The 24,204-nt window shown below is 43.5% G+C and carries 20 protein-coding genes; 9 read left to right on the top strand and 11 right to left on the bottom strand.

Annotation, left to right across the window (positions count from 1 at the left end):
* Positions 1-46: 46 nt before the first annotated feature.
* Positions 47-1,420, top strand: coding sequence for a hypothetical protein (locus MNR06_RS04045; RefSeq protein WP_243538881.1), 1,374 nt, complete (start codon positions 47-49; stop codon positions 1,418-1,420).
* Between the two features lie 113 nt (positions 1,421-1,533).
* On the top strand, positions 1,534-2,352 hold the full coding sequence (locus MNR06_RS04050) for a substrate-binding periplasmic protein (RefSeq protein WP_243538883.1): 819 nt from the start codon (positions 1,534-1,536) through the stop codon (positions 2,350-2,352).
* Here the strand turns inward: MNR06_RS04050 and MNR06_RS04055 are convergent.
* The 6 genes from MNR06_RS04055 to MNR06_RS04080 all read right to left on the bottom strand — a co-directional run bounded on the left by MNR06_RS04055 (position 2,341) and on the right by MNR06_RS04080 (position 8,776).
* Positions 2,341-3,093 carry a substrate-binding periplasmic protein gene (locus MNR06_RS04055; protein WP_243538885.1) on the bottom strand — a complete coding sequence of 251 codons (753 nt, stop codon included), beginning with the start codon at positions 3,091-3,093 and terminating at the stop codon, positions 2,341-2,343. The genes MNR06_RS04050 and MNR06_RS04055 overlap by 12 nt on opposite strands.
* A gap of 51 nt (positions 3,094-3,144) precedes the next feature.
* Positions 3,145-3,447, bottom strand: a complete 303-nt coding sequence (locus MNR06_RS04060; protein WP_243538887.1) for a DUF962 domain-containing protein — start codon at positions 3,445-3,447, stop codon at positions 3,145-3,147.
* 10 nt (positions 3,448-3,457) lie between these two features.
* Entirely contained in the window at positions 3,458-4,195 is a 738-nt protein-coding gene (locus MNR06_RS04065) for a lysophospholipid acyltransferase family protein (RefSeq protein ID WP_243538889.1), read from the bottom strand.
* A gap of 9 nt (positions 4,196-4,204) precedes the next feature.
* Positions 4,205-5,296 carry a TIGR04552 family protein gene (locus tag MNR06_RS04070; RefSeq protein WP_243538896.1) on the bottom strand — a complete coding sequence of 364 codons (1,092 nt, stop codon included), beginning with the start codon at positions 5,294-5,296 and terminating at the stop codon, positions 4,205-4,207.
* A 45-nt stretch (positions 5,297-5,341) separates the two neighbouring features.
* On the bottom strand, positions 5,342-5,971 hold the full coding sequence (locus MNR06_RS04075; RefSeq protein WP_243538898.1) for a hypothetical protein: 630 nt from the start codon (positions 5,969-5,971) through the stop codon (positions 5,342-5,344).
* 138 nt (positions 5,972-6,109) lie between these two features.
* Positions 6,110-8,776, bottom strand: a complete 2,667-nt coding sequence (locus tag MNR06_RS04080; RefSeq protein WP_243538900.1) for a zinc-dependent metalloprotease — start codon at positions 8,774-8,776, stop codon at positions 6,110-6,112.
* Between the two features lie 116 nt (positions 8,777-8,892).
* On the opposite strand from MNR06_RS04080, the gene MNR06_RS04085 reads away from it, so the two are divergent.
* Genes MNR06_RS04085 through MNR06_RS04100 form a run of 4 tightly spaced genes read left to right on the top strand, consistent with a single transcriptional unit; the run spans position 8,893 to position 12,353 of the window.
* Complete coding sequence (locus MNR06_RS04085) at positions 8,893-10,287, top strand: peptide MFS transporter (RefSeq protein WP_243538902.1); 1,395 nt, start codon at positions 8,893-8,895, stop codon at positions 10,285-10,287.
* Positions 10,288-10,320: 33 nt separating this feature from the next.
* A complete protein-coding gene (locus tag MNR06_RS04090; RefSeq protein ID WP_243538904.1) occupies positions 10,321-10,572 on the top strand; it encodes a CPXCG motif-containing cysteine-rich protein in 252 nt (83 codons plus the stop codon).
* A gap of 36 nt (positions 10,573-10,608) precedes the next feature.
* Positions 10,609-11,166 (top strand): GNAT family N-acetyltransferase, encoded by a 558-nt coding sequence (locus tag MNR06_RS04095; RefSeq protein ID WP_243538913.1) that lies wholly within the window; start codon positions 10,609-10,611, stop codon positions 11,164-11,166.
* On the top strand, positions 11,163-12,353 hold the full coding sequence (locus MNR06_RS04100; RefSeq protein ID WP_243538915.1) for an NAD(P)/FAD-dependent oxidoreductase: 1,191 nt from the start codon (positions 11,163-11,165) through the stop codon (positions 12,351-12,353). Before MNR06_RS04095 ends, MNR06_RS04100 begins: the two co-directional genes overlap by 4 nt.
* Here the strand turns inward: MNR06_RS04100 and MNR06_RS04105 are convergent.
* The 3 genes from MNR06_RS04105 to MNR06_RS04115 form a co-directional block, all read right to left on the bottom strand.
* Entirely contained in the window at positions 12,342-14,132 is a 1,791-nt protein-coding gene (locus MNR06_RS04105) for an ABC transporter ATP-binding protein (RefSeq protein WP_243538916.1), read from the bottom strand. The two genes, MNR06_RS04100 and MNR06_RS04105, sit on opposite strands and share 12 nt — an antisense overlap.
* Before the next feature lie 142 nt (positions 14,133-14,274).
* Positions 14,275-16,428: a 3-hydroxyacyl-CoA dehydrogenase NAD-binding domain-containing protein gene (locus tag MNR06_RS04110; RefSeq protein WP_243538918.1), complete on the bottom strand. Its 2,154-nt coding sequence runs from the start codon at positions 16,426-16,428 to the stop codon at positions 14,275-14,277.
* Positions 16,429-16,567: 139 nt separating this feature from the next.
* Positions 16,568-17,911, bottom strand: coding sequence for a thiolase family protein (locus MNR06_RS04115; RefSeq protein ID WP_243538920.1), 1,344 nt, complete (start codon positions 17,909-17,911; stop codon positions 16,568-16,570).
* A gap of 546 nt (positions 17,912-18,457) precedes the next feature.
* Between MNR06_RS04115 and MNR06_RS04120 the strand changes: the two genes are divergently transcribed.
* From MNR06_RS04120 to hflX, 3 genes are read left to right on the top strand one after another with little or no spacing between them, the layout of a single operon-like run.
* Entirely contained in the window at positions 18,458-20,752 is a 2,295-nt protein-coding gene (locus tag MNR06_RS04120) for an NADP-dependent malic enzyme (RefSeq protein ID WP_407933205.1), read from the top strand.
* Positions 20,745-21,848 (top strand): chromate efflux transporter, encoded by a 1,104-nt coding sequence (chrA, locus tag MNR06_RS04125; RefSeq protein WP_243538925.1) that lies wholly within the window; start codon positions 20,745-20,747, stop codon positions 21,846-21,848. Before MNR06_RS04120 ends, chrA begins: the two co-directional genes overlap by 8 nt.
* Positions 21,849-21,907: 59 nt before the next feature.
* Positions 21,908-23,173, top strand: a complete 1,266-nt coding sequence (hflX, locus tag MNR06_RS04130) for a GTPase HflX (protein WP_243538927.1) — start codon at positions 21,908-21,910, stop codon at positions 23,171-23,173.
* 49 nt (positions 23,174-23,222) lie between these two features.
* Here the strand turns inward: hflX and MNR06_RS04135 are convergent, their stop codons facing one another.
* Positions 23,223-23,654, bottom strand: a complete 432-nt coding sequence (locus MNR06_RS04135) for an acyl-CoA thioesterase (protein WP_407933206.1) — start codon at positions 23,652-23,654, stop codon at positions 23,223-23,225.
* 121 nt (positions 23,655-23,775) lie between these two features.
* A complete protein-coding gene (locus MNR06_RS04140) occupies positions 23,776-24,168 on the bottom strand; it encodes a helix-turn-helix domain-containing protein (protein ID WP_243538931.1) in 393 nt (130 codons plus the stop codon).
* Positions 24,169-24,204 lie beyond the last annotated feature (36 nt).

The following is a 24,204-nucleotide window of genomic DNA, read 5'->3' on the forward strand; positions in this document are numbered from 1 at the left end:
AGTTCTGGTCTTGAGAGCACCACTTATTAACCTTCAAAATAGGTTGATGCGGCCCGTATTTTCCATATTACTTCCATTGCTATTTTTAACGCCTTCTTCGTGGGCGGCGTTGTCCACCGATGCAGGTTCTGCGGTCGCTATCTTTCGCGACAAACGCAGTCTTTTTCCCTCTGGCCAGGTGAGTCGAAACGCCCTTGAAACAAAACTTCTTCGCTCAGAAACGGAAATTTCTTACCGCACTTCTTGGGACAGAAAAGAATATCTTCTGCTGGGGGCTCAACTTCTGCGCGACATTCAAGTGGCTCGCTTTGTTGAAACGAAAACACCAATCACTCTTTTAAGCCTGAACCGCAGCGATGCATCTGCCGTTAAAAATCTTGCTGCAAAAACAAGTTTGGAAATTCTGTCCGTGGATGATTATTGGGCTCGGGTGAAAGAAAGAAATTCCACAACTCAAGGCTGGCTGCCTTTGCATAATCTGCAATCCCGACACGATGATCTTGGTGTTTATTCGAATTTGATTGAAACAGCTCTTCGTAAAGAGGCAAAAATTTCTGCTAAAGCGGTTACACAAATTCCGCCGCTCACCCGTGTCATCCCCCTAGAAGTCACAAAAAGTTTTATCAAACTTCAGTACAACGGAATTATCGGTTATGCCGATACTACACACTTTGTTTCTAGAGCGGACTTTGCAAGCCTTGCTTATCATCCAAAGAAAAATTGGATGGCGGTTCTTTATCGCAATAACGATGTGCTGATCACCCAAAAAGGCGAAACGATCCCTTTATCTGAGGTTCTTGGTTACGTTCCGAATACCCATCGCGGTATTGTCGTAAAACCAGAGTCTTCATTCTATGGCCCGCCTTTACGCGCACGAGTTGAGATTCTAAAACCTGAAGCTTTAATTTGGGCGATCAGCGCTGTTGATGGACACGGCGAAGTTTGGTGGAAAAGAAAAAACTTGTTAATAGATGAATCTGAGAAAAACGCACCGGACACAGTTTCTACGGATGCTCTTTTAAAAAGAGATATTTATTCCATCGCTTTTGAAAACAAAAACTCGGTGAAGGGTTTGGTTTCTTCTAAAGGTGTCTACCGCACTGAAGATGGCCTGACATGGACACAAATTCCCCTGTTCGGAAAAATGAATTTCCCGGTGAGCATTCATCCGAATGGCACTTGGTTTGTCGGCTCTTACAAAAGTACCAACCAAGGAAAAACTTTTGAACCGTTCATCCGCTGGGATAACATTGCTGAGGCCATTGAATCGGCTTACCATCGCAATCCCAAAATTTTAAGAATCACTCAGATTGAGTCTTTGCCAAATGCCCAAGTTCAAATTCATGTTGATACCGGCGGAAGCTCGGTAAAACTTCGGTCTTCTGTAAATTCTTTTAATTGGAATGTCGTAAAAAACTAAAATTCTCAAATTTCCCTGCTTGTGCCGAAATGAAACTTTGCTGGGCTAAGAGTCACCCAAAATATATTTCAGACGTAACTGTTGTTGCAAGATACCGGGTATAAAATAAAGCCATGAAGATCATAATATTTGCCTTAACCTTTATTATCTTCATTCTTGAACCCAGTTTTGCTGGGAAGTCGCGAATTATTGTCAAAGACGATCTGCCCCCAGTCACCTTCGTAGAAAATGGAAAGATCCAAGGTCTTGCCGTTGATGTCGTTAAAGAAATTCAAAAACGCATAGGTTCAACGGAATCATGGGAAGTTCTACCTTGGAGTCGCGCCAATCGCATGGTGCAGGAACGAAGCAACATCATTCTGCTGACTTTAGCGCGAACGGATGAACGCAAAAAATTTCTGTATTACCTGGGCCCTATAGCTGCCACTGAAACCGCCCTATTTGCCCGCCAAGACTATATCAAGAAAATTCCCTATCTTGAGGCCGTTAATGACGAAAAGGTCGCTGTGCGCTTTGATACGCACAGTGAAGCCACGATGTTACGTCATGGTTTCCAAAACTTGCAGACGACGACTTCCATTCGTCAAAATATTCTTTTAGTGCTTTCTGGTCGTGTGCGCTTTATCTGCGATACGTCCATGGAAATTGAAGGCGCGACAAAAAAATACAATCTTCCGCCACTTAAGAAAGTTTACGTGGTGGGCACGACGGATTTACATATAGCATTTTCTAAAGACACTGATAAAAAAGTTTTGGAACAATGGAAAAGAACATTCAAGGCAATCAAAGACGATGGCACTTTTAATGATATTTACGCCAAATGGCTTCCGAATGAAAAACCACCAATGGGAGTGGACTTTTATCCGCCAGGACGAAGAATCTCTCCGACAGGACCGCTGAATATTGGCCTTAATATCGACCTAGGCTTCTAAAAGTTCAACCTGCATGGGTGGAGGCGCATCTTTCAACCATTTTTTATGAATCTTAATAAAAGTTCCGTCTTCCTTCATATCAGTCAGAGCTTTTTTCCATTCATTTAAAATTTTTTGCGAAGTGTCCTTTGAAAACACGATATACAAGTTTGTTTTTTCAAGGACATACACCTTTCGTAAGGGCGGAAGACCATACAGTTCCACAGTGCCTAAAGTTTGCACGGTGGTGTCGGCTAAAAATTTTGCCCTGCCCGAACGAACCATTTGCACGTTCTGGGTGATGGAACCTGTGGGTTGCAGCTGCGTGAAATTCCGTTTTTGCAAAAGACGCTCTGTGTGGGTTCCGCCCCGCACGGCTACTTTTTCATTTCTTAGATCTTTAAGACCTTTCACTTCGCCCTTGAATTCTTCAGTAGAAAAAAATCCCACCTCTGTCACAGCGATAGGACCAAGATAATAAAGAACCTTTTTTCGGTCATCTGAAGGAGTGAGGGTGACCATGATAGTTTTCTTGCGCAACTGAACCATTTTATTCCCCCGGGCCCAGGGTACGGGATGGATGGGTTCGTTCGTCCCAAGGCGACGCTGAATTTCGTTAATGATGTCTATGGAAAATCCCTTTAGAACACCTTTTTCAACGTAATTTATCGGCGGCAAATTATCTTTGGCGAAGATAGTGAAATCAGCCTTCGCAAAGCAAACGGAATTCAAAGAAAAGAGAATAAGTAAAATGATTCGCACTTAGAAATGCTAGCGCAGACTTAAAGCAAAACTTAGTTAAGAAAAGGCAACCTAGCGGTCCTCTTTCCAAAGGCGTCCCATACACATGAGATAAAACATTTTAAAGTCACCGATCAGTGACCACAAAGGATACTTGAAAGTCGCAGGTCTATTTTTCTGCACGAAAAAATGTCCCACCCAAGCAAAGCCATAGCCCACAACCGGAAGCAACCACAACAAGCCCCAGTTTTGTTTTACAAGAGCAAACGCGACTATAACATGGACTAAGAAAGTTCCAACAAAATGAATTCGACGGTTTAAAGGATTTGAATGTTCCCCCAAATAGAAGGGCCAAAAATCTTTAAACGAATTCATTAAGGACCTTTCAATTCATGGTGTTGTGGAAATAAGGCTCCATTAACTTTCTAACTTTTTCCTGCAACTGCGGGCGACTTTCAATGGAAAATTCCAAAGGATTTACGGATGGCAAAACTTCGATAGTTACAGTTCTGGTCCATACTCCCCAGTTTGGTAAAAAGGAATGCTTAGGCATAATGGCTGCCGCCCCCTTTACCACCACTGGTACGATGGGAGCTTTTGCATTGATCGCAAAAATGAATGGGCCTGATTTAAAGTTACCAAGTTTCTCTTCTTTTTGGCGAGTACCTTCCGGCGCCAAAGCGAATCGTTCACCAGCCTTGATGCGGGCTTCAGCGGCTTGATACACTTTGAAAACTTCTTCGCGACGTTCACGGGCGATAGGCAGGATTCCAGCTCTTCTCATCGCAGCACCGAATACAGGAATTTTAAATAGCTCAATTTTCGCGCCGAAACGGAAGCTGGGCAACCACCCGTTCATCGCAAAAATATCAAAGAAGCTTGTGTGATTGAAAACGAAAAGACAGCCGCCAGCGGGAATATTTTCTTTTCCCTTCACGACCACTTTTACACCAAACATGCGACAGGCATTACGAGTCCAAAACTCGACAATATGATCTTCAAGCTTTCTATTGTGAATAGTTAAATTCACAATCACCATCGCTAATGAACAAAACATAGTGTGAATCGGCAGCAGAATTACACCTAATAAGGAACGAGGATATGAAAGCATTTTCCAAAACATAATGAACTCTTATTCAGGGAACAAACGCTTACGAGCGGCGTTCCGTTGTCTTTCTTTATAGGCCTGATGTTCGGAAGGGCCTGAAAGAATTTTTTCGTGGGCCGATTGATCCATGATTTGAACTTCAAAAGGATAAAAGAAACTGAAAGCTTCTTTGCCACCATGGGGTTTAATATGGATCAACTTGCGGGAAATAAATTTAATAAAACGATAGTCTTCGCCCGAAAAGAAATTTTCCTTGCGCAGGAATTTTACGTTCTCGCCTTGTTCTGCCATTTTTAAATCAAAGGCCGACTGAATGCTTTTTTCATCCAAGGTATCTAAGCGATGGGACAAATCATCACAGACTTCCATAAAAAGGCTGACCGGGTAAAGGTTATTCGAACTTTGATCAGGCATAATATGCGGAAAGCTAATGACGTTTTCACGAATTAAAAAGCGCACGACTTGAAAAGTATCAAACAAATTGCGCGTCACAAATCGCACGCCCAGTTTATCAAAGATCTTCATAGCTAAAGCATCGGGCTTTGCAAGCAGCTTAATCACCGTGCTTGATGAAGTCTTAAATGGTTTTACTTCAAAACCTAAAAGCTCAATGGGTGGCAGTGGATCCCCAGGGCTTTTAAGAAATGTTCGGTGAGTCGTCCCATCGTGCAAGATACAATCTTGAAAGGGCGTCAAAATTTGCGATTGGATTTCTTCCGAAAAAGAACTGAACAGATCATTTTCTGCATGCACAAAGACGTGCATACAGCGCAAGATCGCACACGCCCAACGTTGTAACTGCTGTTCCTGGGGGTCTTGTGAACTTGCATAAACTAGCAGCTTGCGAATGTCAGAAAGATTTCTGCGATCTAAAAACACCTCGGGAATTTCAGTTTCCAAAAAACCCAATTTTTCGATCATTAAAACCAAGGCGCGGCGGTGGTAGTACCAAAGTTTTTCAGAATCGCTTTCGCGGGAGATATCAAAACCGTAGCTTAACAAAAATGAGGTGGCTGCATCAATGTTGTGAATATTCAGCTTGGGGATTTCGATGGCCGAATGCCCCCCAACGACGGAATCAAGAATAGAAGAATCAAATATGAAACGTTGAGGCATGCCCCTAGTTTAAACCGGGGCAAGGTCGAAGCAAGACGCAGCGCTTTACTTAAAAAGCGCTGAAACTGGAATTCTAAATGAACCTAAGGTTCCTGACTCAGGCGTTCCGTTGTCATAACGAACTTTATTTTCGTAAACAACGTGGCCTTGGGCTTCGCCACCTACAACTTGACCCTGAATGTCAAAGGTGCCGAAAGAATCTTCAAAGCGAACTTCGAAAGTTCTTGATTGAGTGTCATAGTGTCCAGACACAGCGTTCGTAAAGTTGATTTCATAGGGCTTAATAACTTGGCCTTCTGACATCTGACCAACAAGGCTATCAACGATTTGAATGAAAATCGCCGAACCATTCTTAACGACATTTCCACTGGTATCAAATTTCAAAGTAGCACTGAAGTTTGCCTTACAAATACCTTGGAAGTTTTTTGGATCTAAAGTCGCAGAGATTAAACCTAGGACTTCCACTTCCGTTGTATAAAGAGTGCCTGTTCCAGCAGCACCTTTAGAACAAGTCACATCACCAGTATAAGGAGACGTTGGCACTGTTGTTTGCGTTACGTTATTGCCGCGGCCTGCGACGCGAGTTCCAGCAGTTTCTTTCTTAGCACAGCCACTAAAAAGGACTGCCGTTAAAAGCAAAGCGCTTACAGATTTATTAAAGAAAGTTGGATTCATAACTGCCTCCTACAATCAGTAGAGGCAAGGTTCGGACCATTTCAAATTTAATATATAGGCTTTAATAAGCAAAAAGCCGTCTCAGAGTGAGACAGCTTTATGAAAGAGACATTTTGCGGGCACTGTTGATCAGAGGGTTTACAGAACGCGGTCAATGGCCTTTAGAACGTCGATTTCATTCTTAAGCCAAGTGTAGGCGCCGCTATCTAACCAACCCTTATCAGAAAGGGCTTTAGCTACAGCCTCTGGATCCGCAGAGTTTAGATCAGCTAAAGGATCAGCCAGCTTCACAAATGCCGTTATTTTATCAAACTGATGCTGGCGAACTAAAGCTTTTTTAAGATGCATATCAAAGCTTAAACCTTTTGAAGACAGCAAAGACGCCCAAGTTGCTCTTTCCAAGGAATTTAGGAAGGGCTTCGGAACTGTCACTTCAGTTTGTTTTTCGCCGACTTTAACTTGAGCGGTTCCTACATGAGCTTGCAACAAATCTAGATAAAGCTGTACTAGGTCTGCTGCTTCTGATTCTTTCAATAAACCTTTGCCTAAGACTGCAGTGACAACATCGTTTTTTCCGTCAGGACTAGTGAGGTGTTCTTCCTTCGGCAAAAGAACGCGCATTGCAGAGTGAAGTGCTTTTGCATTCAACGGAATGATGGAGTTAAAGAAACCCAAGATCTTCCCTTGTTGATCATTGGTCAGAACATAATCACGGCCACCCAAGGTTTTTCCGCTGGTAAAATAAGGTGCGTTTTTAAGTTCATTGATTTGTTCTACAAGCCAATTTGTCGCAATTGAACCATCCGGATTTCTTAAAAGGGCATTTAACAAAGCGGCATAACCGCCCGCCATTTTTAAAGAACGCATTCTTTCGTATTGAAGACCTGCATCCGTTCCCATTTTTGAAACAAGAACCTGGCCACTTTTAATGCTATCTAAAGAAGCAAATGTCCCAGTAAGCTCATTATTTTTTCTGATTTCAAATAAAAACTTACCGACAAATTTTAAAGGCTCAACATTGATTTTTCCGAACTTCAAAGTATCTGCCAAAACAGTATCAATTTCGTTTACTACGGTCGGAGCATCAGCGGGATAAATTCGGCCAATGATGGAAGCAAAAAGAACTTTAACAAAATTCTTTCTTTCTTTTTGTTGCGACAGAACTTCCTGCAACATCGGGTTGTTGCCGGCATCAAAACGGTCACAGCCATAGATTTGCATGCCGTTGACACCAGCAACACTGATATCGTCGTCAGTGCAATATTTAGAAATTTTCTGATCCAAAGCTTTATCATCGGCAGAGTAAGCCCAGTCCATCGCCATTTTGTCATAGGCAAGCGGAGCCACCTTCAAACGAGCAGCCATCAGGATATTATCAATTCCTGAAGTGTAGTCCATGATGCTCGTGCTAGTTTCTAATCCCTGATGATTTGGGTCTTTCAAGTAATTTTTGGCTGCGGCTTCAATTTCTTGAACAGAAACTTTCGCGGAATAAGAACCGGCGAAATTATGGCGCATACCCAAAGCGTGACCAATTTCATGGGCGACAGTGGCTCTGACGCTGTCACGGGCTAAACGCAGTCTTTGTGAATCACTAGCTTCGTTGGAAATTGTCTGTAAGGCAGCAAGCGTCGGCTTAAGGTCACAAGCGATAGCTCCGCCAACTACTGGTGAATCACCGTTAAGCCCTACAAGGTCAGTACTTCCAACCTTAGTGAACACCGAAGGCATAAATACTTGAGCACGCAAAAGCTCTCCCGTTAGTGGATCTGATTGGCCGATGGCATAGGCTGCCCCCGCATCCAACCAAGGAATCCATCTGATCATGATGCTGCGATCTTGGGGACCTTCTGCTGGATTAACACCTGTTTTTACGGCGATAATCTCTTTACCGAAAACATGATTCCAGTATAGGGCCGCCTCTTTAACAGCATCCAAGTACAAAGCTGGAACTGAAGAAGAAATACGAACAGTGATAGGCCCTTTTTCAAGGGAGGTGTCCCACTTCGTAATAAGGTTCACAGGCTCTGTGCTAAAACCTTCTTTTGAAATCTTAGTGACGAAGAAACCGGCTCTGCGGGATTTGTCGTATTCTTTTTTATGGAAGCTTGAAGATAAATTATAAGCGCGGATTTGAATGTTCATCGCTAAAGTTTCTTCGCGATTTTCAATATCCATGGATTTTTCAGAAGAAGCTTTAATAACACCGCTATTGATTTTAGCGATTTGCTCTAGCTCAATATTTTTTTCGTCGTATTTGATATTGCGAACAAAAGAATCAATAACTGGTAACGAAGTAAATGAGCTTTCCACAAGATTGTTATTCTTGCCACGAACTGCATCCACATCATAGGAAGATTGCAGAATGAAAGTTTTTAAACCTTGGCCCCAATTGAAAGTGATGGTCTTTGCATCTTCGGATACAACTTCAAAAGTTTGAATCAGATTCACCGTCTGAATTTCACTGTAAATGCTGGTAAAATTTTGACCCAAGATGGCAATGCGGTTTCCTGATTTTTCAAAGCTTACAACAAGGGGTTTTAGATCGTACCACTGCGGAGTCGCTCCGGAAGTTTTGCCAGAAGCGATAAGTAAAAAGATTTTACCTAAAGAATCTTTTTGAATCGTGATGCAAGATTCACAGTTGCTTGCGCTTGGAGCGAACGTTTCAAGCATATTGAGTGGAGCTTGTTTAGCTTCAACGTTGATAACTTTTTCTTTAATGATGGTTTCTTTGGTGCAAGCTGCGAGACTTAAAATCGCCAACAAGGACGCAATCACAAACGGTGTGTTTTTCAAGCGCATTACAAGGACCCCCCAAATCTGAAAATCAGATAGCATTTATGCCAAAGAATTGTAAAGATCGAAAGGCACCTGAAAAAAAAGTACTTAGTGTTAACAACCTCGACACAGGAGCCCCTATGCAGGCCAATAAAACCTTCTTCGGTCACCCTCGCCCGCTTTTCACCTTGTTTTTTACCGAGATGTGGGAACGTTTTTCATTCTATGGGATGAGGGCGCTTCTGGTGCTTTATATGACCCAATACCTTTTTAACGAAGCCCAGGCCGGTAAAGAGGTGTGGGGATATGCTGCAATTCGTGGTGCGATTGAATATTTTTTCGGGCCTTTGAATAACCAAGCGCTGTCTTCTCAAATATACGGCCTTTATACGGGACTCGTGTATTTTACGCCTTTCTTCGGCGGCCTTATTGCTGACCGTTATTGGGGACAAAAACGCTCAGTTTACGTGGGCGGAGTATTGATGGCCATCGGCCACTTCCTTATGGCGGTGGAAAGCCTGTTCTTCCCGGCCCTGCTGTTTTTAATCCTAGGGAACGGTTTCTTTAAACCCAACATTTCAACCCAAGTGGGCGGCCTTTATCAAGAGGGCGACTCTCGCCGCGATCGCGCCTTTACTTTATTTTATATGGGCATCAACCTGGGGGCCTTCTTTTCGCCGCTGGTGTGCGGAACCCTGGGACAAAAAGTGGGCTGGCACTGGGGCTTTGGCGCCGCGGGTATCGGGATGTTGATTTCTTTAGTCGTTTATCACTTTGGTGGAAAGAACCTGCCGGAATCAAAAACTTTTTATGCAAAAGCGCAAGAGTTAAAATCAGACACCAAACTGACTCGCACAGAGTGGGTTCGCACTTGCGCATTAACTTTTCTTTGCTTAGTGACGATTTTTTTCTGGGGCGTTTACGAGCAACAAGGAAACACGTTGCAACTATGGGCTGATCAAAGCACCGACTGGAATTTCTTTGGTTGGGAGATTCCATCGACGTGGTATCAATCGTTCAATCCATTTATTATTTTCTTAGCGGCTCCGCTTTTGGATCGTTACTGGGGTTGGCAAGCACGCAGAAATAAAGAAGCTTCTACCGTTACAAAAATGGCCATTGGCTGCGTGATGGGTACGTTAGCTTTGGCGGTGATGCTTGTTGCTGCAAAAAATGTTGGCGATGGACGTGGCAGCGTTTTATGGCTTCTTGGATCTACGTTCCTGTTAACAATGGGTGAGCTTTATATTTCACCCATTGGTTTGTCTTTAGTGACGAAGGTTTCACCAACTAAAATCGTTTCGATGATGATGGGTGTTTGGTTCCTAGCGACTTTCTTTGGAAACTACATCGCAGGATACATCGGCAGCTACTATGACAGAATGCCGAAGGAAAACTTCTTCTTATTGCTCGCGGTCCTTAGCCTTGCGCCGGCGATTTTATTCCTGGTGAGCCATAAGGTCCTTACTAAAGCGTTAAGCAAAGAGGGTTTGAACAATCCAGCTCCAGGTGCCCAGCGCACAGTGGAAGTTTAGGTGGAAGTTTAGGCTGTATCTTCACAAGGGATCTTGAAACAGAACCATGCTTGCAATGACAATATCGTTAAGGATGGTTCTATGGAATGCAAAGTTCATTGTCCCTTCTGTCGCGAAAAATTTTCGATCGAAGTTCTTAAAGAAGACGGCGATGATCAGGATTTTATCTGGGATTGCGAAATCTGCTGTCATCCCATTGATATCCATGCCCGTTGGGATGCTGATCACGAGAAGTTTGCGATCTCCGTCAGTCGTGGCGAAGGCTATGACGAAATGCCTATTTAATTGACTTTTCCATCGGGTCCATGAGCTTATGGGCCTATGCAAATCCGGCCACTTTCTAAATCAGATCTGCCTGCGGTAAAAACTTTTACCGATAAAACCATTGGGCTTAATTATTTTAGCCTTCAAGAACTGCAAGAGTGTCATGACAAATCCCTTTCAAGTGGGATCATGTGCTCGTTTGTTTTAGAAAATGAAAGTGGCATTCAAGGATTTCGCTTGGCTTATCCACCAGGAACTTGGAGCAAAGGTAAAGGCAGTAAACTGCGCTCGGACTTGTGGCAGGTTCCGCTTGAATCAGTAGGCTACTTTCAAAGTTTATTTCTAGCTGATTCAGCACAAGGACAAGGTTGGGGGCCGCGCTTATCTGAGGCTTCAATTGAAAGTTTTAAAAAATTAAACACCAAAGCCATCATCACTCACGCTTGGAAAGAATCTCCGAATAATTCTTCGATTCGATATTTAACGAAATTTGGTTTTAAAAGTGTGACAACCCATCCTGAATATTGGGTGGATGTGGATTATGAGTGTGTTTTAGATGGAAAACCTTGTCGTTGCACCGCTGAAGAAATGATTAAATATCTAGAGGAAGCATGAGCATTTCTTATTGGCTGACTCACAAGGATAGCTTTAATTCTTCGGCAGCTTCGTCGTCCCATTATGATTTTATTATTGTCGGCGCGGGTATTGCGGGACTTTCAACGGCGTACTGGTTGCTTCAAGAAAATCCAAATTCAAAGATAGCCATTCTTGAAAGAAACACGGTGGGCTTCGGTGCTTCAGGCAGAAATGCAGGTTTTGTGACTTGTGGATCGACTGAACATTTTATCAAACTTTATGAACAATTCGGATTGCAAAAAGCTTCGGAAATTTGGAAGTTTTCAGAGGATAACCGCCGACTTCTATTAGAGCATATCGTGCAAGATCAGACAGATCTTGTAGATTATAGACATACTGGCTCTTGCACTGTTGCTCCGAGTTCTGCCCATTGGTCTAAATACAAAAAAACCGCAGACCTGATGAAGGTCTGTGGCATTGATGTTCATGAAGTTGATCCTCAAAATTTAGAAGCTGATTATGGTGTGACAGGATTTGAAGGTGGCATTCAGTATACTGGTGACGGTTATATTCATCCGATTAAACTTTTGCAGCTATTACGATCAAAAATCAAAGTTGACATTTTTGAACACACTGAAGTTCTTAAGATCGAATCTGCTGGGGATGAAAAGGTTCATACTTCTGCAGGCGTTTTCACGGCCGATAAAATTATTTTTACCGTGAACGCCTATTTGCCACTGCTTTTAAATAATTTTTCAGATGTGATCAAACCTGGGCGTGGTCAGATTTTAGTAACCGAACCGCTTCCCGCCTTCGTTAAAGGTCCTTGCTATCTTACCAAGCACCTTTGTTATTTTAGACAACTTCCGACAGGACATTTACTTGTTGGTGGTTTTAGAAATCTAGATTTAGACAAAGAAAACACCCACGAAGATCAAATCACCAACCTTATTCAGACGGCGATTTTTGATTTTATTAAAAGCCATTTCAAATTTGGGCCGCAGGCTAAGATTGCCTACCAATGGTCAGGCATTATGGGATTCACCCCGGATGGTCAGATGATGATTGGAAGCTTGCCTGAAAATAAAAACATTCATGTGATGGCAGGCTGTTCAGGCCATGGGATGGGACTTAGTTTCAACGCGGCCCACACCCTGGTGAAGTCCTTACATGGAATACCAGTACCTGAACATTTGTCGTTAGGTCGTTTTTTTTTAAAGAGCTAGTTCCGGTTTTCTAATTTGCAAATTCCACAACTGCGCATATGTTTGGCCCTTTTGCAGCAACGCTTCGTGAGTTCCCTCTTCCGCAATTTCACCGTTCACCACGACACAGATTTTATCTGCATGGGTGACGGTAGAAAGTCTATGGGCAATGATGATCGTCGTTCTATCCTTGGAAATCTCTGCTAAAGATTTTTGAATCACAGCTTCTGTTTCATTATCCACAGCTGAGGTTGCTTCATCCAAAATAAGCACCGGCGGATTTTTTAATATCACACGGGCGATGGACAGTCTTTGTCTTTGACCACCCGAAAGCTTCTGACCTCGTTCACCGATGATCGTATCAATTCCCTGTGGCAGCTTATCAATAAACTCATCAGCGTAAGCCTTTTTTGCAGCAGCAAGGACTTCTTCCCGAGTAGCTCCAGGTGCCCCGTAGGAGATGTTTTCATAGATAGTCCCATGAAACAAAAATACATCCTGACTGACAACACCGATTTGTCCACGCAGATTCCGGGGATCACAAGTTTCGATATCAAGACCACCCAACAGAATTTTCCCTTGGGTTGCTTGATAAAATCTTAAAAGAAGTTTTGTAATCGTGCTTTTTCCTGATCCCGTAGGCCCCACAATGGCGACGGTTTTTCCGGCTGGAACTTGAAGGTCGATATTTTTAAGAACCGGAATCCCGTTAGCATAAGAAAAACTAAGATTTTTAAAATCAATAGACATGTCTTTATTGAACATGACTGAAGGTTTCAACGTTTCTAACTGAATTTTTGCTGATAACAAATCCAGGACGCGATCTGCAGAGGCCATGGCTCTTTCAAAAAGATCCACGGTGTTTGCTAAGCCCGTTAAAGGCCACAGTAAACGTTGAGTTAAAAACACCAAAACGCCATAAGAACCCACATTCAGTTCCCCATTTAAGGTCATCATCCCACCCATCACAAACGTGGAAATAAACCCCATAAGAACAGCCATGCGAATCAGCGGATTAAATCGCGATGAAATCTTAATCGCTTTAGAATTTGATTCGACATAGTTATGGCTATCTTCAGATACTCTTTTTGCTTCACGGGCTTCAGCCACAAAACTGCGAATAGTCGCAATTCCACTGATGTTATTGGCTAACCTTGCACCAATAAGTCCAGCCCGGTCACGAACTTCTAAATACAAAGGTGCCGCCTGCTTTTGAAAATAAAAGGCGCCCGCCAAGATAATCGGAATTGGCAGAAAAGCAAAAATGGCGATCTTGGGCGCGATAAAGAAAAACACGGCTCCGATAAGAACCACAGCCGTAAATACTTGAATAAGACTGTTCATGCCTTCATTTAAGAATCTTTCTAACTGATTGATATCGTCATTCAGAATAGACACCAATCCGCCTGTACTGCGATCCTCAAAATACGCCATATCTAACTTTTGCAGATGGGTGTAAGCATCAACACGGAATTCGTGCTGCAAGGATTGCGCTAATCCTCGCCACTTCACTAAAAGAAGATACTCAAACAACGACTCAAAACCCCAAATGGCCAAGGTAAGAACAGACAATAAAATCAGTTGGTGCAGCGGCGTTTCTACACCCCATTGAGCCAAAAAAGACTTTTCCTGATTCACTACCACGTCAATAGCAATCCCGATCAGGATTTCAGGAGCGATATCAAAAAGTTTATTTAAAAAGGAATACAACGACCCAAGATAAAAATCTTTTTTGTGATTAGCGCTATACTTAAACAATCGCGCGAAGGATTTAAATGAACTTTTATGCAAGGCAGACATCGGAATTCCTTTGGTTGTGCACCTTATAGTAAAGCAATTCAAAAAAGTCATTACTCAGCCAGGAAATAACAACCAAGTGAAAGAAAATAAAAAAGGCCCACCATCTGGCAGGCCTTTTTAAGCTTATCTATCCTAGAAACTCCTATTTGTAGAACTTCGAGTTCGATTTCGCCATATTACTTAGAGGCACAGAAGGTTTCAAACGCGGCGCTTTTCTGTTAGCAGCGTAGGTCGCCAATTGGTCAGCCACGTATTGGCTTCCCACAGAGTCAGCGTACTTCATCAAACCACCACGGAATGGTGGGAATCCAGTGCCCATGATCATCGCTAGATCCACTTCATGCGGAGTTTCAACGATACGGTCTTCAATCAAAGCCAAAGAACACTCATTCACCATGGCAAACACACCCCGCTCAATGCACTCTTTAGTGTCGTGCGGATTCGTTGGTTGCCCTAAGCCTAAAGCAGCATACACCGATTGATCTACATCACCGCGTTTGCCGTCTTCAGAATAATGATAGAAACCTTTTCCATTTTTACGGCCCAGTCTTCCAGATTTTTCTAAAGCCACCATACAGTCAGCAAGCTCAATACGATCCCCGAAAGCTTTCTTGAAGATTTTTAGAACCTTGATACAAACATCAAGACCGACTTCATCCATCAACTCAAACGGTCCCATTGGCATACCAAATTCTTTTACGTACGCTTTATCAACCACTTCGATGCTCATACCTTCTTGCATTAAGAAAGCAGCTTCAGCCATGTATGGAAGTAACAAGCGATTTACCAAGAAGCCCGGTCCGTCTTTCACAACAACAGGCATTTTGCCCATTTTTTTAGAAAGTTCGTAAATCGTCGCAATAGTTTCATCCGAAGTTTTTTCACCACGAATAACTTCAACCAGTGGCATCTTATTTACCGGGTTAAAGAAGTGCATGCCTGCAAAATACTCTGGGCGTGGATGACCTTTGGCCATTTCAGTCACAGATAAAGAACTTGTGTTCGTCGCGATGATGGCGTCAGGGCGCATTTGGCCAGCGCACTCACCGATCACTTTTTGCTTGATACCCATGTCTTCAACGATCGCCTCTACAACCACATCAAGATTTTTAAATCCTGAATAGTCCGTCGTTACAGAAACGGCGTCGATCTTTTGTTGATATTGATATTTATCGATGGATTTACGTTTTAATAACTTCATCCACAGGTCACTAGCGTGTTTAAGACCCTTACCAAGAGCTTCTTGATTTAAGTCTTTCATTCGCACTTGGATACCTTTATCCGCAGCCACGTAAGCGATACCACCGCCCATTGTACCTGCACCTAAGATACCAAGACCTTTAACGTCACGAGGTTTTACATCCACCCCAGGAACGCCATTTTGTTTTTTCACCATTTCCGTTAAGTAAAAAACATGAATCAGATTTTTTGAAATATCCGTCGTGCCAAGTTCACAGAAGCCTTCACGTTCAATGCGCATTCCTGCTTCGCGGTCTGACATGCCGTAGGTTTTTTGAATTACTTCCAACGCTTTTAGTGGCGCTGGGTAATGACCTTTTGTCGCTTTAAGAACGCCTTCTTTCGCTTTCTTAAACACGATTCCGCGACCCAAAGGACCTTCTAAGATACCATTTACTAAACCTTGCGGTTTAAATTTCTTACGGCGTTTACGAGAACCACCCGCGATAATTTCTTTAGCCCATTTGATGGCTTGTTCTTGCAGAAGATTCTGGTGAACCACTTTATCAACAAGACCGATCTTCAAAGCTTTTTTAGAGTTTACTGACTTACCAGCTAGGATGATATCCAAGGCCGCTTGCAAACCCATCACGCGTGGCCCACGTTGAGTCCCGCCGAAACCAGGCAAGATGCCTAATTGAATTTCTGGAAGACCTATTTTGGTCGAAGAATCATCGGAAGCAATACGGTAATCACATGCAAGGATGAATTCACAACCACCACCCATACAAGCTCCGTTAATCGCAGAGATTGTTGGCATTGGCAGATCTTCAACTAGATTCATCACATCCTGACCACCTTTTACGGCAGCATCAAACTGCTCTTTAGTAGTCATAGCTTTGATTTCTTCGATATCCGCACCTGCGATAAAAATCTTAGGCTTATTGGATTTAAAGATAACTGCTTTATAAGAAGAATTTTTAAGTTCACCTAAAACTTCTTTTAGGCGCATCATCACAGGCGTAGAAAATTTATTAACTTTTTCACCAACAAGATCAAATTCAACAATGGCAATTTCACCTTCTGGAACAATCTTGATGCTTTCTTGAATAGACATTTTTGTAAACTCCTAGTTGCGAAATAAATCTGTTTCAAATTTTGGAGCAGCTCCGCAAGGAGCTACTCCAGCTTTTGCGGCCCTTCGGCCGCTGCAGCACTGTGGCCTGCCGGCCGCAGCACTGTGGCCTGCAGGCCGCTTACCCTTCATTTTCTAGTATCAGCGCGCCGCCTTGGCCTCCGCCGATACATAAAGTAGAAAGACCGTATTGTACGTTTCTGCGTTTCATTTCTTTAGCCAATGTAAGAACGATACGTGTTCCAGTTGCACCCACAGGGTGACCGAAAGCGATTGCTCCACCGTTCACATTCAAGATGTCATCACGGATTTCACCGACTTTAGAATTCAATCCCAATTTTTCCTGAGCGAACTTGTCTGAATCCATCGCTTTTTGGCAGGCCATAACTTGCGCAGCGAAAGCTTCATTCAATTCAACCAAACCAATGTCTTTCATACCAAGACCCGCACGTTTCAATGCTAACGGACTTGCGTAAGCCGGTCCTAATCCCATGCGCTCTGGTTCTAAACCAGCAAAGCCATAAGATCGGATAGTTGCAAGTGGCTTGTAACCAAGCGCTTCAGCTTTTTCACGAGACATCAATAAAACCATCGCCGCACCATCTGTGATCGGGCAAGAGTTACCTGCCGTGATCGAACCAGTGGCTTTATCAAAGAATGGTTTTAGTTTTGCCAAAGCTTCCATCGTTTGCGTGTCACGAGGACCGATGTCTTCAGAAACAACTTCCTTAAATTCAGGCGAAAGATAAAGCGGAGTGATTTCATCCTTCAATCTTCCATCCTTCATCGCTTTAGAAGCCAACATGTGGGAACGAAGAGCGAAGCGGTCTTGCATCTCGCGAGACAAGCCCCACTCTTTAGCAAGAATCTCTGCAGTTTGACCCATGTTGATTCCAACAAATGGATCCGTCAGACCTAGCATCACAGAAATTTGCGGGAAGTATTCACTGCGCATATTTCCTTGTAACAAGGCTTTGATTTGATTCATGTCAGCTTTTAAAAGCTTCCATAAAAGAGGTAACGCTTGCTTTGGACCTTTTGCTGCGAAAAGTTTTTCATAGATTTCTTGATGCTTTTTAGGCGGCAATGTCGGCATTTGCGACATGCTTTCTGTTCCACCCGCGATCACGATATCCATTGTGCCAGATTTGATTTTCTCAAAACCGTTTGTGATCGACTCTAACGCTGAAGCACAGTTGCGGTGAACTGTGTAAGCAGAAGTTTTAAGTGGAATGCCCGCATTCAAAGCAACCACGCGGGAAATGTTAACAGCGTCAGGCGGATTTCCGGTGTTACCGATTATCACTTCATCTACTGAATTCACGTCTAAGTTTGTTTGAGCGATAAGTTGTTTAAGCGCAACTTTTCCAAGTTCAGCGGGATGAACTTTTTTAAGTTTTGTTCCTGCTTTTGCAAACGGCGTTCTAACGCCTTCAACAAGAACTACATCACGTGGTGATTTCATGTCAGATCTCCTTAGCTGTATAAGCCTTTAAAATCATATGCCTTTTCGGCTGTTCCACCAAATATAAATAGAGGCAAATATGAGAGCATTCCTCGCTGACGCGCTGCCGATACAGTCCTGGACCAGGAGCAAATCCCCGAGGATGCAGGGAATGACGCAGAGAATAGTATTTTTACTCTAGATTTGAGGGAAGATCGCCTGACGAAAAAATCTTTCTGCTCAGAGGGGCCTTCACCTTTCCTCGCGTCCGTAACTCCCTCGACAGCGTCTCAATCAAAGAATGGTGGGACAAAAACAACACTCTTGATGCAAAAATTTTTTTTTGCAAAAGTCATCAGCATTTTCTGCATTTTCAGAGCGAAAAAGGCGTATTTCATATGATTGCCAACTGCGTAAACTCCCCCATTGTTTGACCCTTTTTATTGGGCCACTGTAGAGTAAGCCATCTAGTGAAAGAGATTGATTGGTACTTCGGCGCAAGCCGGAGTGTAGACCAGTAGAATCATCAAAGGAGTATCCTTGGATACAAAAACAGAAACAAAGGGCATGAGCACTTTAGATCAAGAAGCTCTCGTTTATCACCAACAACCTAAGCCTGGTAAAATTGAAGTTATCTCTTCAAAACCATGCATGACTGAAAAAGACTTAGCTCTTGCTTACTCTCCTGGGGTGGCAGCACCTTGTAAAGAGATCGCAAAGGATCCAGCAAAAGTTTACGACTACACGGCAAAAGGAAATCTGGTCGCGGTTATCTCGAATGGTACAGCCGTTCTTGGTCTTGGCGACATCGGTCCTGCCGCTGGTAAGCCGGTGATGGAAGGTAAAGGAATTCTATTTAAGCAGTTTGCGGGTATCGATGTTTTCGATATCGAAGTTGCCACTAAAAACGTGGATGAATTCTGTAACGCCGTTCGCGTGCTTGAGCCTACTTTCGGCGGTATCAACCTTGAAGACATCAAAGCGCCAGAGTGTTTTGAAATCGAAGAGCGTTTGAAAAAAGAAATGAAAATCCCCGTTTTCCATGACGACCAACATGGAACTGCGATTGTTTCTGGGGCTGCACTTTTAAATGCTTGTGCTATCACCAACCGCAAAATGTCTGACGTGCGCATCGTCGTTAATGGCGCTGGTGCTTCTGCAAATTCTTGCGCTAAAATCTTTATCGCATTGGGCGCTCGCAGAGAAAACATCATCATGTGTGACTCGCAAGGTGTGATCTACAAAGGTCGTACTAACGGCATGAACAAGTACAAAGAATACTTCGCTTCTGAAACTGAAGCGCGTTCATTGACTGAAGCTTTGAAAGGCGCTGACGTATTCGTTGGTCTTTCAGTCGCAGGCGCTTTGACTCCTGAAATGCTTAAAGACATGTCCAAAGATCCAATCATCTTTGCCATGGCAAATCCAGAACCAGAAATCACTCCGGATAAAGCAAGAGCAGCCCGCCCTGACGCGATCATCGCTACAGGCCGATCTGACTATCCTAACCAGGTAAATAACGTATTGGGCTTCCCTTCTATCTTCCGTGGAGCTTTGGACACACGCTCTACTCAGATCAACGAAGAGATGAAGTTGGCTGCGGTTCACGCCTTGGCTAAATTAGCCCGTGAAGACGTTCCAGAAAAAGTTTCTGCTACCTATGGTGGTAAAGCCTTTAAATTCGGTCGTGAGTATTTAATTCCAAAACCTTTCGACACTCGTGTGTTGATGTGGGTTGCGCCAGCAGTTGCTAAAGCTGCGATTGATACTGGTGTTGCAACCAGAAAAATCGAAGACTGGGATTCTTACCGTGATACTTTAGAAGCCCTTCAAGGTCCTTCTAAAGTTTTCATCCGTTCGGCAATCAACCGCGTTCATCAGAATGCGGAAGCCAACGGGGGCGAGTTACCAAAAATCGTATTCCCAGAGGGAACTAGCACGAAGATTCTTAAAGCCCTTGCGACTTTGGTTGACGAAAGAATCTGTCAACCAATCCTTTTGGGTTACCCAGATCGCGTGAAAGAAAAAATCAATGCTTTAGAAATTCACGCTCTAAAAGACGTGCCGGTGATTCACCCCTCGAATCACCCTGCCTATGCGAAGTACGTTGAAAGATTGTATTCGCTAAGACAGCGCAAAGGTGTTTCTTTGCGTGAAGCAGAACGCTTGATGGCAGATCCGAACTATTTCGCAGCGATGATGGTTCATATGGGTGAAGCTGATGGTATGGTCACTGGATCATCTATCAACTACGCTGATGCTGTTCGTCCAATTTTACAAACTATTGGTGTTTATCAAAACGGCGTACCAGCTGGTCTGAACTTTATCTTACTTGAAGATAAATTCCTAGTTCTTGCAGACACGACGGTTAACTTCAATCCAACAGCTGAACAATGTGCGGCTATTGCATTGCAAGCGGCAAAAATTGTTGAGTACTTTGGAATTGAACCGCGCATTTCTATGCTGAGCTATTCTAACTTCACTGGTGCTCCGGGTACCCCAGCGAAGATGAAAAAAGCAGCTGAAATCGTCAAAAGCCTTCGCCCTAACATGATCGTTGATGGCGATATGCAAGCAGACACAGCGGTAAATGCAGAGATCATGGAAAGACTATTCCCATTCTCAAACCTTAAAGGTGGCGCGAATGTGTTAGTATTCCCGAACTTGGAATCTGCAAACATCACATACAAATTGATTCAACAAATCGGTAAAGTAGAGGTCATTGGGCCTTTCTTGATGGGTGTAAGAAGATCAGCCAACGTTCTTCAACGCACGACAACTGTTGATGGTATCGTGAACTCTGTTGTGTTCACAGCACTTGAGGCACAGTTCATCAAAGACGTTTTGAAACACCGTGGTTGAGCTTTTCTGGCTCTTCCTTAAGCTTGGGGCCACCTCTTTTGGTGGCCCAGCTGCGCACATTGCGATGATGGAAGAAGAGTTTGTCCATCGTCGCCAATGGCTTACGCGCGAAAAATTCCTGCAGCTCATGGCATTGACGAATTTAATTCCAGGCCCTAATTCCACCGAGCTTGCCATTCATATTGGTTATCAAAAAGCCGGCTGGCGCGGGTTTTTTATCGCAGGTTTATCTTTTATTTTTCCGGCATTTATCTTAGTCACAGCCATTGCTTGGTTTTATCAAACCTATTCAAGTCTTCCCCAAGTGCAGGATTTTTTATGGGGCGTAAAGGCTGTGGTCTTTGCCCTGATCCTGATTGCCACTGAAAGATTCTTGAAACAGATTTTAAAAATCGAAAAGTACAAGGAACTCACAGAATCTTTTTTTTGGTCCCGTAAACAACGGGTTCTGATCTTTTTCATCCTCTTCGTCAGTCTTTACTTGGCATCTACAAACGTAAATGAAGTAGCTATTCTATTTAACTGTGGAATGATTTCGTTTTTTATCTCTCGCCGTCTTTCACCCAACACTTCCCGCGACCTGGGATCTCTGTTTTTAATTTTTCTAAAAATCGGTTCCATTCTTTTTGGAAGTGGCTACGTGCTAATGAGTTTTCTGCAAAGGGAACTTGTTTTAAATCGGGGATGGATCACGCAAGCTCAGTTATTAGATGCGATTTCGGTAGGACAATTCACGCCTGGCCCGGTCTTCACCACCGCGAGTTTTGTAGGCTATCTGCTGCATGGAGTACCCGGCGCCATCGTCGCGACTTTGGGTATCTTCCTGCCCGCTTTCATATTCGTAGCTTTAAGTATTTGGCTTTATAAGAAAGTCGCTGATTCCTTGGTATTAGTCGAAATTCTGAATGGTGTCGTCGCCGGGTCCGTGGGACTTTTGATTTATACTTTGTGGGTGATGGGACAGGATTTTTCAAAAAATTTAAGCTCCATTTTAATTTTTATATCGGCGTTTTTAATATTAAAATTCTCCCGCATTTCCTCTCCCATCCTGATTTTGGTGGGTGGCCTTTTATCCTTATTAGCTGCAAAAATTTAACTTTGTGTAAGCGCACTGCTATGATAGCCTTTAATTAGACCAAGGGAGGGTTAAGCGTTTTGACTAATCAAGCCCATGTAACAGCCCAGGATAGAGCGATCGTAATCGGTGTCGGATTAAAATCTGAGCCCCTCAGTGAGATCAAAGAAAATCTTTTCGAACTTGAGGAACTTGTATCTGCCGCCGGAGGCGAAGTCGTAGGTTCGATTATCCAAGTCCTTCCCCAATGGAATCCCGCCACCTTAATCGGCACCGGAAAAGTTGAAGAAGTTGCTGAAATGGTTCGCGATAGCGGTGCTAATATCGTCGTGATGGACCACCAACTTTCAGGCGTGCAACAAAGAAACTTAGCTCAAATAGTTAAAGCCCGCGTGATTGATCGCAATCAATTGATCTTGGATATTTTCGCGCAACGTGCACAGACCTTTGAAGGAAAACTTCAAGTGGAACTTGCACAGCTTCTGGATCAAATGCCCCGCATGGTCGGTGCTTGGTTAGAATCCTTATCACGCCAAGGTGGTGGTATCGGCACCCGAGGTCCCGGTGAAACGGCCTTAGAAAATGACCGTCGCCGTATTCGCGAAAGAGTCGCGATCATTAAGAACAAACTTGAAGGTGTTCGTAAAAATCGCGCGCAACACAGACAATCCCGTCGCCGCCACGAAATTCCATCGTTTGCTTTGATTGGTTATACCAACTCTGGAAAAAGCTCGATTTTAAATAAGCTCACGGGTGCCCAGGTCTTAGCGAAAAACCAAGTGTTTGCAACCTTGGATCCAACAACAAGAAAGATCTTCTTACCGGATGGACCGCCTGCTGTCGTGACCGACACCGTAGGATTCATTCGCAAACTTCCTACGCAATTGATTGAAGCCTTTAAAGCAACACTTGAAGAATCGTCAGAAGCTGATGTTTTACTTCACGTCATCGACCTATCGTCCCCGAATATGGAACGCCAAGTCGAAGTAGTTGAAGCTTTGATTAAAGAATTCAACTGGGCCGATAAGAAGATCATCCATGTTTATAATAAGTGTGATGTCGCACCTTTAGAACGCCAATTTAGAGTGAAGCACTACCCTAGAGTATTCGTGAGCGCGCTTACTGGCCAGGGCATGGAACAGCTTAAAAAGCTTATGGCGACCACTGTGAGCGAGATGCAAACCGACGTGCAACTCTACTTCCCACGCTCTGAAGAATACAAAATCTTTGATTTGGGACGCGAGGCTAACATTATCCGAAAAGAAACAGCGACGGAAGGAACAGTTTGCTACACGCAACTCACCCCGGCTCTGATCAACCGCTGGAAAGATTATCTGGTTAAATAAAAAAGGGCTTCTTAAAGAAGCCCTTTAACTTTTTAGAATTTAAAATCAATTATCTAGCTTTGTTTGCAAGCCGCACTTCGCGACGTTTCTTTGCGTCTTCGTATCGACGTTTGTCATCGTCTGTCTGCAAGGTAAGTTCTGGAATTTCACTGGGCTTACCGTTTGATCCTAAAGCAACGAAAGTACAATAAGCAGAAGCGGTATGAAATACCTCCCCTGTCTTAGGGTTTTCCGCATCCACGCGAACACCGACTTCCATTGAAGTTCTAGAAGTATAATTAACACTCGCTTTTAAGTTCACCACCCAGCCCGTGTAAACAGGAGCGATAAAATCCAAGCGATCAATACTTGCCGTGACAACTTCACGGTTTGAGTGACGTTGGGCGCTGATGGCTGCGGCAATATCAATCCAAGACATGATGGTGCCACCGAAAATAGTTCCAAGAGAGTTTGTATGTGAGGGAAGTACTAATTGAGTCATGATGACTTTAGAGGCTGCTACGGGCTTGCTGGTTTTCAAGATGATTCCTCCGGTTTTAAAAAACAAAAAGCGCAGTACCTTTTCAGGCCTGCGCTTTTTTAGAACATTCTAGTTAAAAAAACTAGATGCCACCCATACCAATGTCAGAATTACCACCACGGTTTAATCCGCCACCTGGAAGAGTCGTTGTTCCTGCAACTGTCGCAGATCCCGCAGGGATAGTTTGAGTCGCATTGTTATTGAATGCTTGTGCTGCACCCGCGTTTTGGTTGTTACCTTCAGCGCGAACTTCGGTTTCAACGAAGCCAAGGTGAGGTAAGCACCAAACGATCAATTGTGCACGAGACTTCACATTCATTTTTTTATAAATGTTAGTAAGGTGAAATTTTACTGTTTTTTCAGTAACAAAAAGCTGGTTCGCAACTTCCTTGTTGGACAAGCCCTTTGAAACAAGTTCAGCAACTTCTGCCTCTCTGTTTGAAAGACCTTTTTGAATCAGGACATCTCTGAGCATCCTTGCTCCCTCCCGCTAAATTGTTTTTGTTTTAAA

Origin of the sequence: Bdellovibrio reynosensis (assembly GCF_022814725.1) — a bacterium.
Taxonomy (GTDB): Bacteria; Bdellovibrionota; Bdellovibrionia; order Bdellovibrionales; family Bdellovibrionaceae; genus Bdellovibrio; species Bdellovibrio reynosensis.